Source organism: Profundibacter sp., from assembly GCF_965277155.1.
Lineage (GTDB): Bacteria > Pseudomonadota > Alphaproteobacteria > Rhodobacterales > Rhodobacteraceae > Profundibacter.
Window position 1 is genome coordinate 275,080 of the sequence record NZ_CBDIBV010000005.1, and the last position, 15,160, is coordinate 290,239.

The window sequence follows — 15,160 nt, forward strand, 5'->3', positions numbered from 1 at the left end:
GGCGCATTGGCCAGTGCCATTTGCGCCGATAAAACCAACGTCAGCAGGACTCCGAACAGCCGCAACATCAATTTTTTACCCGTCCGAAATCGGGCGCATCGGTATCCTGCCCTGCCTCGATAATACCGCGACGGATGGCGCGGGTGCGGGTGAAATAATCATACAGGTGATCCCCGTCACCGGTGCGGATGGCCCGTTGCAGGGCAAACAGTTCCTCGGTGAAGCGGCCCAGAATTTCCAATGTGGCGTCCTTGTTATTCAGGAACACATCACGCCACATGGTCGGGTCTGATGCGGCAATCCGGGTGAAATCACGAAAACCGGCTGCGGAGTAATTCACCACTTCGGTATCGGTCACCCGCCCCAGATCATCTGCCACGCCAACCATCGTATAGGCAATCAGATGTGGGGCATGACTGGTGACGGCCAGCACCAGATCGTGGTGGTCGGCCTCCATTTCATCGGTTCTGGCCCCCATACCCTGCCACAGGCTTTCCAGCCGGTCGATTGCAACGCGATCACTGCCATCAACCGGCACGATCAGGCACCAGCGGTCATCAAACAATTCGGCAAAGCCCGAGTGCGGCCCCGACTTCTCGGTCCCCGCCAGCGGGTGCGCCGGAATGAAATGCACCCCTTCGGGAATATGCGGCCCCACCGCCTCGATCACCGCCCGCTTGACCGAGCCGACATCGGACACCGTTACGCCCTTGTCCAGATGCGGGGCAATTTCGGCGGCAACAGCCCCCATTGCGCCAACCGGCACACACAGCACCACCAGATCGGCACCCTTAACGGCCTCGGCCGCGCTATCGCACACGCGATCCACCAGCCCGATTTCCGCCGCCACCTTGCGGGTTTCCCCGGAACGGGCGTAGCCCGTGATCTCGCCGGCCAACCCGTCGCGGCGCATGGCATGGGCCATGGAACCGGCAATCAGCCCCAACCCGATCAGGGCGACACGTTCGTAAATCTGCGTCATTACCGCGCCTCCTTGAAGCCTGCGACCGCATGGGCAACACGGCGGCACGACGCTTCGTCACCAACCGTGATACGCAGGCAGTTGGGCAATTTATACCCTTTCACCAGACGCACAATTAGGCCTTGGGATTTCAGATAGGCATCACAGGCCACGGCTTCTTCTTCGCTTGCGAAACGGGCCAGAATGAAGTTGGCGGTCGAGGTGTCCGAAGGCACACCCAGTTCGGCCAAGGCTTCGGCCAGCCACGCCCGCAAACGGGTGTTTTCCGCGCGGCATTTGGTGACGTATTCTTGATCGCGCACTGCCGCAATCGCCGCTGCCATCTGTGCCTGTGACAGGTTGAACGGCCCGCGCACGCGGTTCAGGATGTCGATCAATGGTTTGGGACCATAGCCCCAGCCAATCCGCAACCCACCCAACCCGTAGATTTTGGAAAAGGTGCGGGTCATCACCACATTATCACGGCTGTCCACCAACCCTGCGCCACCGTCAAACCCTTCGACATATTCGGCATAGGCCCCGTCCAGCACCAGCAGCGCCTTGGGCGGCAAGCCATCGGCAAGGCGGGCAATTTCATTGCCGCCGATCATGGTGCCGGTCGGATTGTTCGGGTTGGCGACAAACACCAGACGGGTTTTATCGGTGCAGGCATTCAGCAAGGCGTCAACGTCGGTGACACGCTCGCGTTCTTTGGCCTCGACCGGGATTGCCCCGGCTGCCAAGGCGGAAATGCGATACATGGAAAACCCGTGTTCGGTGAACAAAACCTCGTCGCCAACACCGGCAAAGGCCTGACACAGAAACGCGATGATTTCATCCGAACCCGCCCCGCAGATGATCCGGCCAGCATCCAGATTATGCACCTCGGCAATCGCCTGACGCAATTCGGCGTGGTCGGTTGACGGGTAGCGGTGCAATTCATGGGCCGCGCGCGCGAATGCCTCTTGTGCGGCCTCGGAGGGGCCAAAGGGGTTTTCGTTCGAGGACAGTTTCACCACATCCGACACGCCATCCACTGTGGCTTTGCCGCTTTGGTAAAGGTCTATCTGCATGATCCCGGGCTGCGGGGTAATATTGGCCGTCATAGCTACAACACTCCTGTTAAGAAGGGTTCTAACCGAGCAGATGGGGCAATGCCAGACGCATTAGTTGTGCATTTTGCAACCGTTGCGCTTATGCGGCGTAGCGGGCGACGGTTTCCTCGAAAGTGGCGGCCAGTTCATTCACGGATTCGATGATGTACTGCACGGTTTGATCCGTCATCAGATAGCCGAAATTCAGACGCACCCAGCCGGGTTTATGTACCTCGTTTCCGGTCAGGATTTCATGTCGGAGCTGGTCGGAATACTCGTGGTTGATGTTCAGCAAGCGGTGGCCGTAAGGGCCGGCGCAGGCACAGCCACCACGGGCCTGAATGCCGTAAATATCACTCAGCAGGCGGGTAAATACCTGCTCGGAAACCAGTTTACCGGCGCTGTCGCGCACCAGAAAGGAAAAGATCGGCAGACGATGGGCGGTCGGGTGACCCAGCAGGGTCAGACGCGGGTTGTTGGCCCAGCCACGGCGGGCCATTTGTACGAATTCGGCTTCGCGGGCGGCGATACGGTCTTCTCCGATGGCTTCCTTGATCAGGAATACCAGTGCTGCGCGGATGTCGCCGATGACGTTGGGCGTGCCCGCCTCTTCGCGTTCGGACAGGTTGCCGGTGTAGTCGTGGTTCCACGGCGAAACAAAACAGACGGTGCCGCCGCCAAGGGCTGTGGGCACATTGCGGTGCACCACGGATTTGCGCAGGATCAACACGCCCGAGGCCGCAGGGCCACCGGGGAATTTATGGGCCGAGACCACTACCGCGTCTTTTTCAACGTCCGTGCCGCTGCACATATCAATCGGAAGATACGGCCCGCCACCGGCATAATCCCAAACCGATAAGGCACCGTGTTTCTTTAACAGCCGCGTGACCGGATCAGGCGCCGTGATAATGCCGGTGACATTCGAGGCCGCCGAAAAGCTGCCGATCATCAGGTCTGCATCAGCGTGGTCTTGCAAGGCCTGCTCCAGAACGCCCAGATCAGGCCCGCCATTGGCGCTTTCGGGGATTTCAACCACTTCGGCCTTGCTCTCTCGCCACGGCAGCATGTTCGAGTGATGCTCGTAGGGGCCGATAAACACCACCGGATTTTGCGCCTCGTTCACCCCCAGCAGGGCCACCAGACGATTCAGCCCCGCCGTTGCGCCCGATCCCGTGTAAATCACCGCGCAATCTTCGCCTGCCTTGGTGACGCGGGCAATCTCGCCACGGGCCTGTTCGCGTAGACGGGTCATAAAGCCACCACAATAGGACGCTTCGGTGTGGCTGTTGGCATAATAGGGCAGCACCTGTTCGGAAATGAATTCCTCGACCTGCCGCAGGGCACGGCCCGAAGCGACGTAATCGGCATAAACCAGCGGCACGGGACCATCGGCACCGGGGATCATCGCGCCTTCACCGATCAATCCGGCACTTATGTCGGCAATCGGGGTTTCACTGGACAGCATGGATTTGAAAGCATTCAGAGGCATGGGATAATTCCTATTCTTTTCCCAATAATGCACCCGTTTGCTTGCAATTATCATCTTAGTTTACTTGTTTTTATCCTGATTTAGTTGTCATATGACCACATGAAACAAGGAATTGTAGATCATATAGACAGGCAGCTATTGAAACAGCTACAGGAAAACGCCGACCTGTCGCAACGCGAATTGGCCGACCGGATCGGCATTTCGCAAAACGCCTGTTGGCGGCGGTTGCAGGCGTTGACAGCGGCCGGCGTGTTGCGCGGAGCAACCGCACGGCTTGACCGGCAACAACTGGGTTTGGGGCTGGTGGTATTTGTGATGTTGCGCACGCGGCACCATTCGGCGGATTGGCTGGCGCAATTTCGTCGCCATGTACTGACCATCCCCGAGGTGGTGGATTTCCACCGGATCGGTGGTGATTACGACTATCAGCTAAAGGTCGTGACCGAAGACATGGCCAGTTATGACCGTGTTTACCAGCGGCTGATGAAAAGGTGGAACTGGATTCAGTCACATCCTATTTCGCGATGGAATCGATTGCCGAAGGACGGCCGCTGCCCCTGTAATACAGCCCAACAGCAAAAGGGCCGCGCAAACCGCACAGCCCTTTTGTAAATTCGGTTATTTCGGCCAAGATTAGTTCTTGGCGTAGAATTCCACCACCAGGTTCGGCTCCATCATCACAGGATAAGGCACATCGCCCAATGTCGGTGTGCGCAGGAACGTCGCGGTCATTTTCGAGTGGTCCACTTCGATGTATTCCGGCACATCGCGTTCGGCCAGTTGAGTGGCCTCAAGCAGAACAGCCATCTGTTTCGAGCGATCCCGCACTTCGATCACGTCGCCTTCTTTAACGCGGTAGGACGGGATGTTCACTTTCTTGCCGTTCACACGGACGTGGCCGTGGTTTACGAACTGGCGGGCAGCAAATACGGTTGCCACGAATTTGGCGCGGTAAACTACGGCGTCCAGACGACGCTCAAGCAGACCGATCAGGTTTTCACCTGTATCGCCTTTTACACGCTCGGCTTCACCATAGATGCGGCGGAACTGTTTTTCGGTCAGGTCGCCGTAGTACCCCTTCAGCTTTTGCTTGGCGCGCAGCTGGATGCCGAAATCCGACAGTTTCTGCTTACGGCGCTGACCGTGCTGGCCGGGGCCATATTCGCGACGGTTAACGGGGGATTTGGGGCGGCCCCAAATGTTTTCGCCCATGCGGCGATCTAGTTTGTGCTTGGCAGCTGTGCGTTTGGTCACGGCTGATCTCCTTCGGTCTGTGTGCGCCATAAGCGCGGGAAGGGCGTTGTCCTTTCCCTCCCCTAAAAACAGGTTCGGGCGACAGGCATCCTTTTGCAAGGGCCACCAACACCAAATGAATGCCCCAGCCGGTGAGGGCTGGGAACCTGGCGCTTTTAGGGGGCGGACACGCCAGAGTCAACAACGATTGGCGAATATCAGTGCCGATAATGACGCTTCGGATTTGTCGCACCCGAATCTGCCAGATTTCTATGCAACACCCCCCGAATATGCCAATAAAGGCTTGCATATGGCACAACATATTCCTAAATACGAATATGTTCTTCACCGGCACCTATGTGCCTGCTCAACCGAAAGGAATGAAATATGACTTCTGAACGCGCTGTGCTGGCCTTTGCCGGCTTTATGGTCATCCTGTCCGTGATCCTGACAAACTATGTTCACCCGGGCTTTATGTGGCTGACAATCTTTGTCGGGGCAAACCTGTTTCAATCTGCTTTCACCGGCTTTTGCCCAGCTGGCAAGATTTTCCAGAAACTGGGTTTCAAACCTTCCGAAGGCAGCTGCTGCTAATGATTGCTGGCGCACCCCCTGTTATCGGGGTGCGCCGCTAGCGCTTGCGAAACAGCGCCACAGATGATCGTGTTTGTTGCAACGCGGCCTCGGCTTGTTTGCCATACCCGTAGGTCTCGACAATCTCAAAACCGTCAATCCTGTTTTTCAAAGTTTCGAATTTTTCAGCGAACCCGTCAGCTTCGTAAAACTCGGCATTAATTCCCAAAGCGAACAATGCCCCTGATCGGGCAACCCGTAACAATTCGTCTATCGCCTCCGGTCCGACATGGCCGTGGGTAAAGGTGCCAACCGATATCACCCCCCCATAGACCGTGTCCGCGATTCCAACCTGTCCGGTTAAATCCGCATGAATGGTATTACGATAACATCCTTTGGACTGCGCAACGGCCAGCATATCAGGTGAAATGTCCAACGCATCTACGGGGGCTAATCCATGCGCGGTAAGTGCCTGACCTACCAGCCCCGTACCTGCCCCCACATCCAGAACAGGCGTATCCCTGTCGCACCGTTTTACGAACAGTTCGGCAATCAGTTGCGGGTTGCGGTAATCATTGGCTTTGGCAAAATCCTGATCATAGGTTTTCGCCCACTCCCGATACAACTCGATCGAATCCTCGGGCGTTTTCAGCGCATAGGCTGCATCACGATCCGGTTTTGAATCTGCCATACTTCCCCGATACCCTATACCGCATCATCCTCCAGATGCAGCTTCATATCCATTAGCACATGCTGTAGCGCCAGCGTTTCGCGCAACAAGCGCTTGGCCTCGTTAATGGTAATCACGCCATCCTCGATGGCCTGACCGTATTCCGTCATCAACATGGCAAACCGTTGCGACAGGGCGACCACATCCGCATTTACCCCGCCACCTTCCGGCATGTTTCGTTTTTCCACATGGAAGGAAATTGTAACACCTGCCAGATCCGCCAATGCCGAAGTAACATGCGGATAACCGGCTTCCTGCTCGAGCGCAGCAGCGGCATCAAGCGGCATAAAGCGATCAGCGTGTTCAACAGCATCGGAATAGTACCGCCCAAGCGTCGCCTTTGACTTGCCCGTCATCCGGCAGGCATTTTCGATACCTACATCTTTGACCAAGGCTTCGGTGTGCTTCTTTAGGTACTTCTTCACATCAACCATTTAAGACTCCTTACAGGATTCCCAATTTAGGGGGAAATGCCCTTTTCTTTTCCCATTAATCATTTCGAAAGACCTCTGCATAACATCGGGATTCCCCCGGGTTGGCCGTTTTGGTAAGCTAGCCGGGAAATCTCTGGGGTGAATAGATGGACCTTTTCCTGCACGAAGCGGCGGCACGGATCGGCGCGGATGACGTTCTGTCGAAGATCGACGCGCTGATGGATTGGAACTCGTTTTTGCCGATCCTGCGGCGCGGTCTGGGGCGCTCGGGGATCGGGCCTCAGGGCTATGATCCGCTGGTTCTGTTCAAGTGTCTTCTGGTTGGCCAGTGGCACGGGCTGAGCGACCCGAAGCTGGAGCGGGCCTTGAAGGTGCGGCTGGATTTCATGCTGTTCTGCGGGCTCGATCTGCACGCGTCGGTGCCGGATGAGACGACCCACTGCCGGTTCCGCAATGCGCTGGTCCGGGGTGGCGTTTACGATGAGCTGCTGGCCGAGGTCTGCCGCCAGATCGAGGCGCATGGGCTGAAGCTGAAAGAGGCTGAGGCGGCGATCATTGATGCGACCCTGATCGCGGCGGCGGCGCGCCCGCGCACCCATATCGACGCCCCGCAGGACCGGGCAGAGGACGGGGCAAGGGAAGGGACGCCGGATGATCCGCCCGAGGTCTCACCCGACGGGGCACAGCTGCATTTCAGCGCCGACCCTGATGCCCGCTGGGTCAAGAAGGGCCGCAAGAGCACGCTCGGCTACAAGGGCTTTGCCCGCTGCGACGAAGAGGGCTTTATCGACAAGGTGCACACCACGCCCGCCAATGCCGCCGAAAGCCCCGAATTCGCCACCATGATCGCGGGCGCAAAGGCGCAGCGGGTGCTGGCCGACAAGGCCTATGCGAGCAAGGCCAACCGCCAGATGCTGCGCGGCAAATACCGCGACGGCATCCTGCGCAAGGCAGCGCGCGGCCGCCCCCTGCGGCAATCGGAGAAACGCTTCAACCGGCTGATTTCGAAACGCCGCTTCCGCATCGAGCAGACTTTCGGCACGATGAAACGCCTCTTCGGCCTGCAGCGGGCGAGATATTTCGGGCGCGCCAGGGTGCATGCCCAGATGGTCATGGCCGCCATCGCGCAAAACCTGCTCAAGGCCGCAAACAGGATCACCCTCAACCCGCAAACCCCCGCAATCGCATAGCCCCAAACCCCGCCACCCGTCTGTCCGCCGGACCCGCAGGGGCGCAAGGTGGGCGGCCGATATCTTGCTTCAACCGAAAGCCATGGCCTCATGCAGAGGTCTTTTCGAACAGGTTTGTCATATAGAAATCCAGTCCCGCGTTTTGGGATTGCAGTGAGTGACTGGCGTACCCGGCGTCGGTATTGGGTGGGGTCTTCGTGTTTCTGTTGTGTGGGAGTGGCAGAGCCGGAGCAATCCGGCAGCGACGCGAAAACCCTTTTCTGTTTGTACAGGTGCAGAGGTCCGGTTCATCCCCAGGCGTGAGCCAGTTCCAGACCTCTTATTTCCCTGAACACCTTTATACATTGGCTTTTTGCCGACTTTTTCAACAGCTTTCCCTTTCAGAAACACTGTGAAACAAACCCGTCTTGCACATTTATTGCGGTTACGGCAAAACTGCGTTCATGGCTAAACTATATTTCCATTTCTCGACGATGAATGCCGGCAAATCTACGATTTTGCTACAGGCCTCATACAACTATCGCGAACGCGGAATGCAGACCTATCTTATTACGGCCCGTTTGGACAATCGGGCCGGTGAGGCAAAGATCGCTTCGCGAATCGGTATTGATGACGAGGCCGATACATTCGAGACAGGCGAAGATCTGTTTGCCAAGATCAAGGCGCGGCAGGAACAAGGCCCTTGCGCCTGCGTCTTTATCGACGAAGCACAATTCCTGACCAAAGAACAAGTCTGGCAACTGGCCCGTGCAGTGGATGATTTGAATGTTCCGGTGATGTGTTACGGCCTGCGTGTCGATTTTCAGGGCGAGCTGTTCCCCGGCTCTGCCGCCTTGCTGGCCTTGGCCGACGAGATGCGCGAGGCCCGCACGATCTGCCATTGCGGCAAGAAGGCAACGATGGTTGTGCGCATGGACGGGGATGGAAATGTGATCACCGACGGCGACCAGGTGCAGATCGGCGGCAACGAAAGTTATTTGTCGCTGTGCCGCAAACACTGGCGGGAAGCGACAGGAAATTAGCAATTTCCGACAGTTGCCCCTTGGCAACTGGCCCAAAGGTCGCTTTACTGCAAATCTGGAACGAAAAACCACAGGGGCAAACTTAACAACCTATTCCTGACCTGACCTTGTGAAATACGCGGACAAAACCACGAAACTATCTACGGGAGAGAGACATGAAATTTACCAAAGGCATCAAAGCCGCCCTTTTGGGTGCGGCACTTGTTGCGGGGGCTGCCACAATGGCCGCTGCACAAGATTTGAAATTCTTTACCATCGGCACAGGCGGCACCGCCTATACATATTATCCGGTTGGCGGCGTTATCGCCAACGCGATTTCCAAGCCCCCCGGATCACGCCCCTGCGAAGAAGGCGGCAGCTGTGGTGTGGACGGTCTGATTGCATCGGCAGTTTCGTCGCGCGGTTCGGTTGATAATATCAACGCAATCATTTCCGGCCTGCGCAACAGTGGGTTCGCACAATCCGACGTGGCATACTGGGCCTATACCGGCACCGGCACACGCGAAGGCAAACCGCCCGCAGAAGACCTGCGTGCCATCGCAGCCCTGTTCCCTGAGCACATCCATCTGGTTGCGCTGAAAGACAGCGGCATCAACTCGGTTGCCGATCTGAAAGGCAAGCGTGTTTCTCTGGATGAGCCGGGTTCGGGCACCTATGTGGATGCAAACCTTATCCTGGAATCTGCCGGCCTGAGCGCCGACGACGTTCAAGCCGAAGCCCTGAAGGGTGGCGCTGCATCGGAAGCGCTGCGTAACGGCAAAATCGACGCCTTCTTTGTTGTTGCCGGCTACCCGACAGGTTCACTGGTTGAACTGGCCTCGGCCGTACCGGTCAAGCTGGTCCCGATTGACGGCGCAGCCGCCAAGACCCTGACTGACAAATACGGCTTTTTTGCCAGCAGCGATATTCCGGCTGGCACTTACAAAGACGTTGACGCGGTTACCACCGTGGCTGTTGGCGCCCAATGGCTGACCAGCGCCAAGGAAGATGATGAACTGATTTACCAGATCACCAAAGCGCTGTGGAACGACAAAACCCGCAAGCTGCTGGATGTGGGCCATGCCAAAGGTAAAACCATCACGCTGGAAACCGCTCTGGACGGGATCGGCATTCCGCTGCACCCGGGCGCCGAGCGTTTCTACAAAGAAGCCGGGCTGATCAAATAAGCCTGCTTTAACCAAAATACCGGCCCGGGCGCAGCATTGTGTCCGGGCTTTTTACATATGCCGGAGCCGAATAATGTCCTCTGATAACATGCCCGAGCTAACACCCGAACAGCTTGCCGCAATCGAACGGGAATATGATCCCGAAATGGCCTTCCGCCAAACCGGCAAAGGCCTTGCCATGTTCATCACCACCGCGCTGGTGGCGATGTCGGTTTATCATTTCTATGCCGCAGGCTTTGGTCTGGTGCGTGAATTATTGCATCGCGGGATTCACCTGTCTTTTGTACTGGGGCTGGTTTTTCTGCTGTTTTCATGGCGTAAATCAGGTGCAAACAAACTTGCCGCGCCCGCATGGTACCGGATTGGCGGGGTGACAATCCTTGATATCATCCTGTCCGTTCTGGCCGTCGGAGCATCGCTATACCTGCCGTTGCTGCCGCCAGAGGTGGTGTCGGAACGGGTTGGCAACCCCTCGCAAGGGGATATCTTTATGGGCACCGCCCTGCTGGTTCTGGTGCTGGAGGCCGCACGCCGCTCTGTTGGCCCGACCCTGCCAATCATTGCCCTGATTTTTATTGCCTTCGCCGTCTTTGGCCCCTATGCGCCCGGCGCGCTGAAACATGGTGGCACCAGCTGGCTGGGTCTGATCAACCACCTGTATATGACCAATCAAGGCATCTATGGCGTCGCAATCGGCGTGATGGCGCAATATGTGTTTCTGTTCATCCTGTTCGGCGTGCTGGCCACGCGGATCGGACTTGGACAGTTGTTCATTGACATCGCGATGGTGATCGCCGGTCGCTATTCCGGCGGCCCTGCCAAGGTGGCGATCTTCTCGTCCGCCTTTATGGGCACCATATCAGGATCATCCATTGCCAACACCGTAACCACCGGCGCGCTGACTATTCCGGCGATGAAAAAGGTCGGCTACCCCGCCCATTTCGCCGGCGCTGTCGAGGCCACGTCCTCGACCGGTGGCCAGATCACCCCGCCGATTCTGGGGGCAGCGGCGTTTATCATGGTGGAATACCTTGAAATCCCGCTACGCGATGTTCTGGCGGCCGCATTGTTTCCTGCCTTGCTGCACTATTTCGGCATCTTCACTATGGTTCACCTTGAGGCCAAAAAACTGGGCCTGCGCGGTCTAAAGGCAGAAGAGCTTCCGAAAATGGGCATCGTGCTGAAACAGCACTGGCTGTCAATCATCCCGCTGGGCATTCTGGTTTATCTGATCATGTCCGGCCGCACGCCGGATTTTGCCGCAGTTTACGGTATCATTGCCTGCGTGGTTGTCGGCGTTCTTAATCCGGTCAACCGCCTGACAATCATGGATCTATGGAACACGCTGGCCGCAGGGGCCAAGAATACCCTAGCCGTCGGGGCCGCCGCAGCCTGCGTTGGCATCATCGTTGGGGTCGTCACCCTGACAGGGGTCGGTTTTCGTCTGGGCTATGTTGTGGTGCAAACCGCCACGGATATCGGCCAAAGCGTTAGCACGATCTACCCGTTCAGTTATTTCGAAGTCGGGCAATGGGCGCTGTTTGTGTCGCTGGTCCTGATCGCATTTTCCTGCATCATCATGGGGGCCGGCATCCCGACCACGGCGACCTATATCATCCTTGTGGCCGTTGCAGCCCCCGCGCTGGCGGTTTTGCAAGTGCAACCGTTGGTGTCGCATTTCTTTGTGTTCTACTACGGGGTTCTGGCGGATATTACCCCGCCTGTGGCATTGGCCGCCTATGCGGCGGCAGGGATTGCAGGGTCAAACCCGTTCAAGACAGGGAACACCGCGTTCCGGCTGGGGATTGCCAAGGCACTGGTGCCATTCGTGTTCGTTTATTCACCGTCTTTGTTGATGGTGGCGGACGGATTCACATGGCAGGCCTTCTTTGTCACATTGGTTGGTGCAATATTGGGGATCGGCAGCATGGGCACCGCCTTTGCGGGCTATTTCATCGCCCCGCTGACCAAGCTTGAGCGCTGGTGGATTGCCCTAACCTCCTTCCTGTTCATCGCGCCGGGTCTGGTGACAATGGGCGTTGGCCTTGTGCTGCTATTGCCAATCTTCCTGCTGCAAATCAAGCGCCGCAATACGCTGGCAATGGCCTAAAACAATAATGGCGCAGCGGGGAAACCTGCTGCGCCGTTGTCAAATTTCCGCAAAGAATGGCTTGCCTACAACAAAGCGGCCCGAAGAATACCAAAGCATCCGATCAGCAACAGCGCCCAATTACTAGCTGTAATATGCAGATACCATTTTCCAAGTATCGCCAAAATGATCCACATAACCGCCAATACCATCAACGTTCCACCAACCCCGCCCAACAAAAAGTAATTCAACATACTATCCGTGCCGTGCCCCAATAGATATTTGGGCAGCGCATTGCTAAAGCCGAAAAAGCCGGCCAGCCATAGGGTTGTTATTTTTGACGACATATCGAATTTCAAATGTGACATACTAAACCTTGTTTGATGGTTCGCTTCCTGCGAAAAATTCCCGCAGGTTTTCAACCACCATCATCCCCATATTCGCGCGCACCTCTTCGGCATTGGTGCCCAGATGTGGCAACAGCACCACGTTCTCAAGCGTCTTCAGTCCGTCGGGCACATGCGGTTCCTGCTCGTATACATCCAGCCCCGCACCGGCTATCCGCCGTTCCTGCAAGGTGGCAATCAGGGCCGCTTCGTCAATCACATCCCCGCGCGAGATGTTGACCAGATAGGCGTGCGGCTGCATCGCCTTTAGCGCAGCCGCGTCAATCAGGTGATGCGTTTCGGGGCTGCCCGGCACGGCCAGAACAACCACATCCGCCGTGGCCATCACATCGGCCAAAGATCCCAACTGTTCCGCAGGCACCCCCGCATCCGCCACTTTCGAGCGGTTATGAAACACCACCTTCATCCCGAACCCGTCATGGCAACGTTTTGCAATCGCCTTGCCAATCCGGCCCATGCCGATAATCCCGACGGTTTTACCGCCAATATGCATCCCCAGCATCTGCACCGGATGCCAGCCCGTCCATTGCCCCGAGCGCACCAGCCGTTCCCCTTCGCCCGCCCGCCGCGCAGCCATCAGGATCAGTGTCATGGCAATGTCAGCGGTAGCATCGGTCACGGCCCCCGGTGTGTTGGTCACGGTGATGCCCTTGGCTGTGGCCGCCCCCACATCAATGTGGTTATACCCCACCCCGAAATTCGCCAGTATCTTGCAGCGCGGTTCATCAACCCGCCCAATTGCATCTGCCGTAAACCCGTCCCCCAGCGTGGGCAACACCGCGTCATAACCCATCAGGGCAGCCGCTGCTTCATCCTCGCTCATCGGCTGCGTAGTGGGGCGCAGGGTCACGTCATACTCTGCCTGCAAAACCTGCATCACGGAATCAGGCAATGCGCGGGATACCAGCAAACGTTTCATCAGTGCATCCTTCCGCCATTTGGCACCACCTGATCCGGTGCCAAAAGCACAATCGCGCCATCAGCATCCGGCACACCCAGAACCAGAACCTCGGACATGAATTTACCGATCTGGCGCGGCGGGAAATTCACCACCGCCACCACCTGCCGCCCGATAAGGGTTTGTGGCGTGTAATGGTCGGTGATCTGTGCCGAGGTCTTGCGCTCGCCAATCTCGCCGCCAAAATCCACCCACAGCTTGATCGCCGGTTTGCGCGCCTCGGGATAGGGTTCGGCCCGCAGCACCGTGCCGACCCGGATATCCACCTTTAGGAAATCGTCAAAACTTAACTCATTGCTCATTTCGACAACTCCTTTGAACGGTCGGTTGACGCCGACACAGCGCGTTTCATCAAAGGGGTCAATCCGGTCTCGGGGTCCATCAGAACCTCCAGCGCGGCGGCTGTGGTACCCTGCGGGCTGGTCACATTCACCCGCAATTGCGCCGGGTCCTCCTCCGCCGTTTCGGCCAGTTGTCCCGCGCCCGAAACCGTCGCCTTGGCCAGTTGCATCGCCATATCTGCGGGCAATCCCTGTTCCACACCGGCCGCTGCCAGTGCCTCGATCATCAGGAACACATAAGCGGGGCCGGAACCGGAAACCCCCGTCACCGCATCAATCTGCGCCTCGTTCTCCAGCCGCACGGTCTGCCCCACGGCCTGCAACAGCGATTCCGCCAGCGCCAGTTCCGCATCGCCAGTATTGCCGTTGCCAACCAGCGCCGTGATCCCGCGTGAAATGGCCGCCGGAGTATTCGGCATGGCACGAATGACCGGGGTTTTATCGCCCAGCGCCTGTTCATAAAACGCCAGTGATTTGCCGGCAGCCACCGACATGAACTGCGTCTTGCCATTGCCCAGCGGGGTCAGCACCGGCAGGGCCTCCTCCATCATCTGCGGCTTGACGGCTATCAGAACAATCGCCGGATCATCAGGCAGATCCGTGTTCAGATGCAGCCCTTCCCCCGCCAGCCCCTGAACCCAGCCGTTTGGGTGCGGATCCAGAACCCAGGTTGATGCAGCAGGCAGCCCTTGCCCCAGCCAGCCCTGCAACATGGCCGATCCCATCTTGCCGCAGCCCAGCATCACCAGCCCGCGATTCTTTACGTCATTCATATCCATTAGGTTCGTCCCTGTTATCCAAGTTTGGAAAACAGGTTAGGCCCGACCGTAAGCCTCTGCAATGGCAACCTGCATCGCATCTTCAACCGATTGGTCGCCCCAGACGACCAGCTGGAACGCCGGATAGAACCGTTCGGCCGACAACACAGCGGCATTGATCAGGGTCGAAATCTGCTCGGCCCCTGCCATCTGCCCGCCCGAAAGCACCAGCCCGTAACGATACACCATCAGTCGCTGTTCCTGCCAATAAGTGAACGCCCCCGACCAGCAACGGTCATTCACCGCGTTCAAGGCCTCGTAAAGCCGTGGCAGTTTTTCATCGGGTGGCTCCATTTCAAAGGTGCAGATCAGGCGCAGGGCCTCGTCCGCAACCGACCACGCCAGCGTGATGGAATAGGTGCGCCACTGCCCCTCGACCGCCATAGCGATCTGGTCATCGGCCACGCGGTCAAAATCCCATGCATGGTGTTCAGCCAGCGTTTCGACGATATCGATCGGATGCAGATCATCTGCATCCAGAAACTGCTCGGATAGCGACATGTGCCTGACCTCTACTGCTTAAATTCCTGCGGGTGGCAGCCCACAACAATTAGGCCTCGATACCAGAACCGGTGGATGTTACCGCCTGTTCTTACTAGATATGGTGATGCATAGGGGCGACCCTGTAAAGATTTTTCTTCGGGTTATCCCCAGA

General features: G+C 57.4%; 16 protein-coding genes and 1 pseudogene. 6 read left to right on the top strand and 11 right to left on the bottom strand.

The window, feature by feature from the left end; genetic code table 11:
• Positions 1–67 precede the first annotated feature (67 nt).
• The 3 genes from ACQY4M_RS05410 to ACQY4M_RS05420 form a co-directional block, all read right to left on the bottom strand.
• Positions 68–982: a prephenate/arogenate dehydrogenase family protein gene (locus ACQY4M_RS05410; protein ID WP_428541767.1), complete on the bottom strand. Its 915-nt coding sequence runs from the start codon at positions 980–982 to the stop codon at positions 68–70.
• Positions 982–2,067 (bottom strand): histidinol-phosphate transaminase, encoded by a 1,086-nt coding sequence (hisC, locus tag ACQY4M_RS05415; RefSeq protein WP_428541770.1) that lies wholly within the window; start codon positions 2,065–2,067, stop codon positions 982–984. The genes ACQY4M_RS05410 and hisC overlap by 1 nt, the downstream gene beginning before the upstream one ends.
• 88 nt (positions 2,068–2,155) lie before the next feature.
• Positions 2,156–3,544 carry an aminotransferase class V-fold PLP-dependent enzyme gene (locus ACQY4M_RS05420; protein WP_428541773.1) on the bottom strand — a complete coding sequence of 463 codons (1,389 nt, stop codon included), beginning with the start codon at positions 3,542–3,544 and terminating at the stop codon, positions 2,156–2,158.
• Positions 3,545–3,643: 99 nt separating this feature from the next.
• On the opposite strand from ACQY4M_RS05420, the pseudogene ACQY4M_RS05425 reads away from it, so the two are divergent.
• Positions 3,644–4,107: pseudogene (locus tag ACQY4M_RS05425) on the top strand (Lrp/AsnC family transcriptional regulator).
• 70 nt (positions 4,108–4,177) lie between these two features.
• Here ACQY4M_RS05425 and rpsD read toward each other — a convergent pair.
• Positions 4,178–4,798 (bottom strand): 30S ribosomal protein S4, encoded by a 621-nt coding sequence (rpsD, locus tag ACQY4M_RS05430; RefSeq protein ID WP_118943482.1) that lies wholly within the window; start codon positions 4,796–4,798, stop codon positions 4,178–4,180.
• Positions 4,799–5,164: 366 nt separating this feature from the next.
• On the opposite strand from rpsD, the gene ACQY4M_RS05435 reads away from it, so the two are divergent.
• The gene (locus ACQY4M_RS05435; RefSeq protein WP_428541777.1) at positions 5,165–5,371 is read left to right on the top strand and encodes a YgaP family membrane protein; all 207 of its coding nucleotides are present in this window, start codon (positions 5,165–5,167) and stop codon (positions 5,369–5,371) included.
• A gap of 37 nt (positions 5,372–5,408) precedes the next feature.
• Here ACQY4M_RS05435 and ACQY4M_RS05440 read toward each other — a convergent pair whose 3' ends face one another.
• Complete coding sequence (locus ACQY4M_RS05440) at positions 5,409–6,041, bottom strand: class I SAM-dependent DNA methyltransferase (protein WP_428541780.1); 633 nt, start codon at positions 6,039–6,041, stop codon at positions 5,409–5,411.
• Positions 6,042–6,055: 14 nt separating this feature from the next.
• A complete protein-coding gene (locus ACQY4M_RS05445; RefSeq protein WP_428541783.1) occupies positions 6,056–6,514 on the bottom strand; it encodes a hypothetical protein in 459 nt (152 codons plus the stop codon).
• A 146-nt stretch (positions 6,515–6,660) separates the two neighbouring features.
• On the opposite strand from ACQY4M_RS05445, the gene ACQY4M_RS05450 reads away from it, so the two are divergent.
• From ACQY4M_RS05450 to ACQY4M_RS05465, 4 genes are all read left to right on the top strand, one after another.
• Positions 6,661–7,704: an IS5 family transposase gene (locus ACQY4M_RS05450; protein WP_428539221.1), complete on the top strand. Its 1,044-nt coding sequence runs from the start codon at positions 6,661–6,663 to the stop codon at positions 7,702–7,704.
• A gap of 443 nt (positions 7,705–8,147) precedes the next feature.
• Positions 8,148–8,726 carry a thymidine kinase gene (locus tag ACQY4M_RS05455; RefSeq protein WP_428541786.1) on the top strand — a complete coding sequence of 193 codons (579 nt, stop codon included), beginning with the start codon at positions 8,148–8,150 and terminating at the stop codon, positions 8,724–8,726.
• 155 nt (positions 8,727–8,881) lie between these two features.
• Entirely contained in the window at positions 8,882–9,892 is a 1,011-nt protein-coding gene (locus ACQY4M_RS05460; protein WP_428541789.1) for a TAXI family TRAP transporter solute-binding subunit, read from the top strand.
• Positions 9,893–9,965: 73 nt separating this feature from the next.
• A complete protein-coding gene (locus ACQY4M_RS05465; RefSeq protein WP_428541792.1) occupies positions 9,966–12,002 on the top strand; it encodes a TRAP transporter permease in 2,037 nt (678 codons plus the stop codon).
• Between the two features lie 65 nt (positions 12,003–12,067).
• Here ACQY4M_RS05465 and ACQY4M_RS05470 read toward each other — a convergent pair whose 3' ends face one another.
• Genes ACQY4M_RS05470 through ACQY4M_RS05490 form a run of 5 tightly spaced genes read right to left on the bottom strand, consistent with a single transcriptional unit; the run spans position 12,068 to position 15,006 of the window.
• Positions 12,068–12,349, bottom strand: a complete 282-nt coding sequence (locus ACQY4M_RS05470; RefSeq protein ID WP_428541795.1) for a hypothetical protein — start codon at positions 12,347–12,349, stop codon at positions 12,068–12,070.
• 1 nt (position 12,350) lies between these two features.
• The gene (locus tag ACQY4M_RS05475; protein WP_428541798.1) at positions 12,351–13,307 is read right to left on the bottom strand and encodes a 2-hydroxyacid dehydrogenase; all 957 of its coding nucleotides are present in this window, start codon (positions 13,305–13,307) and stop codon (positions 12,351–12,353) included.
• Complete coding sequence (locus tag ACQY4M_RS05480) at positions 13,307–13,648, bottom strand: tRNA-binding protein (RefSeq protein ID WP_428541801.1); 342 nt, start codon at positions 13,646–13,648, stop codon at positions 13,307–13,309. Before ACQY4M_RS05480 ends, ACQY4M_RS05475 begins: the two co-directional genes overlap by 1 nt.
• Complete coding sequence (proC, locus tag ACQY4M_RS05485; protein WP_428541804.1) at positions 13,645–14,466, bottom strand: pyrroline-5-carboxylate reductase; 822 nt, start codon at positions 14,464–14,466, stop codon at positions 13,645–13,647. The genes ACQY4M_RS05480 and proC overlap by 4 nt, the downstream gene beginning before the upstream one ends.
• A gap of 36 nt (positions 14,467–14,502) precedes the next feature.
• Entirely contained in the window at positions 14,503–15,006 is a 504-nt protein-coding gene (locus ACQY4M_RS05490) for a YbjN domain-containing protein (protein WP_428541807.1), read from the bottom strand.
• Positions 15,007–15,160 lie beyond the last annotated feature (154 nt).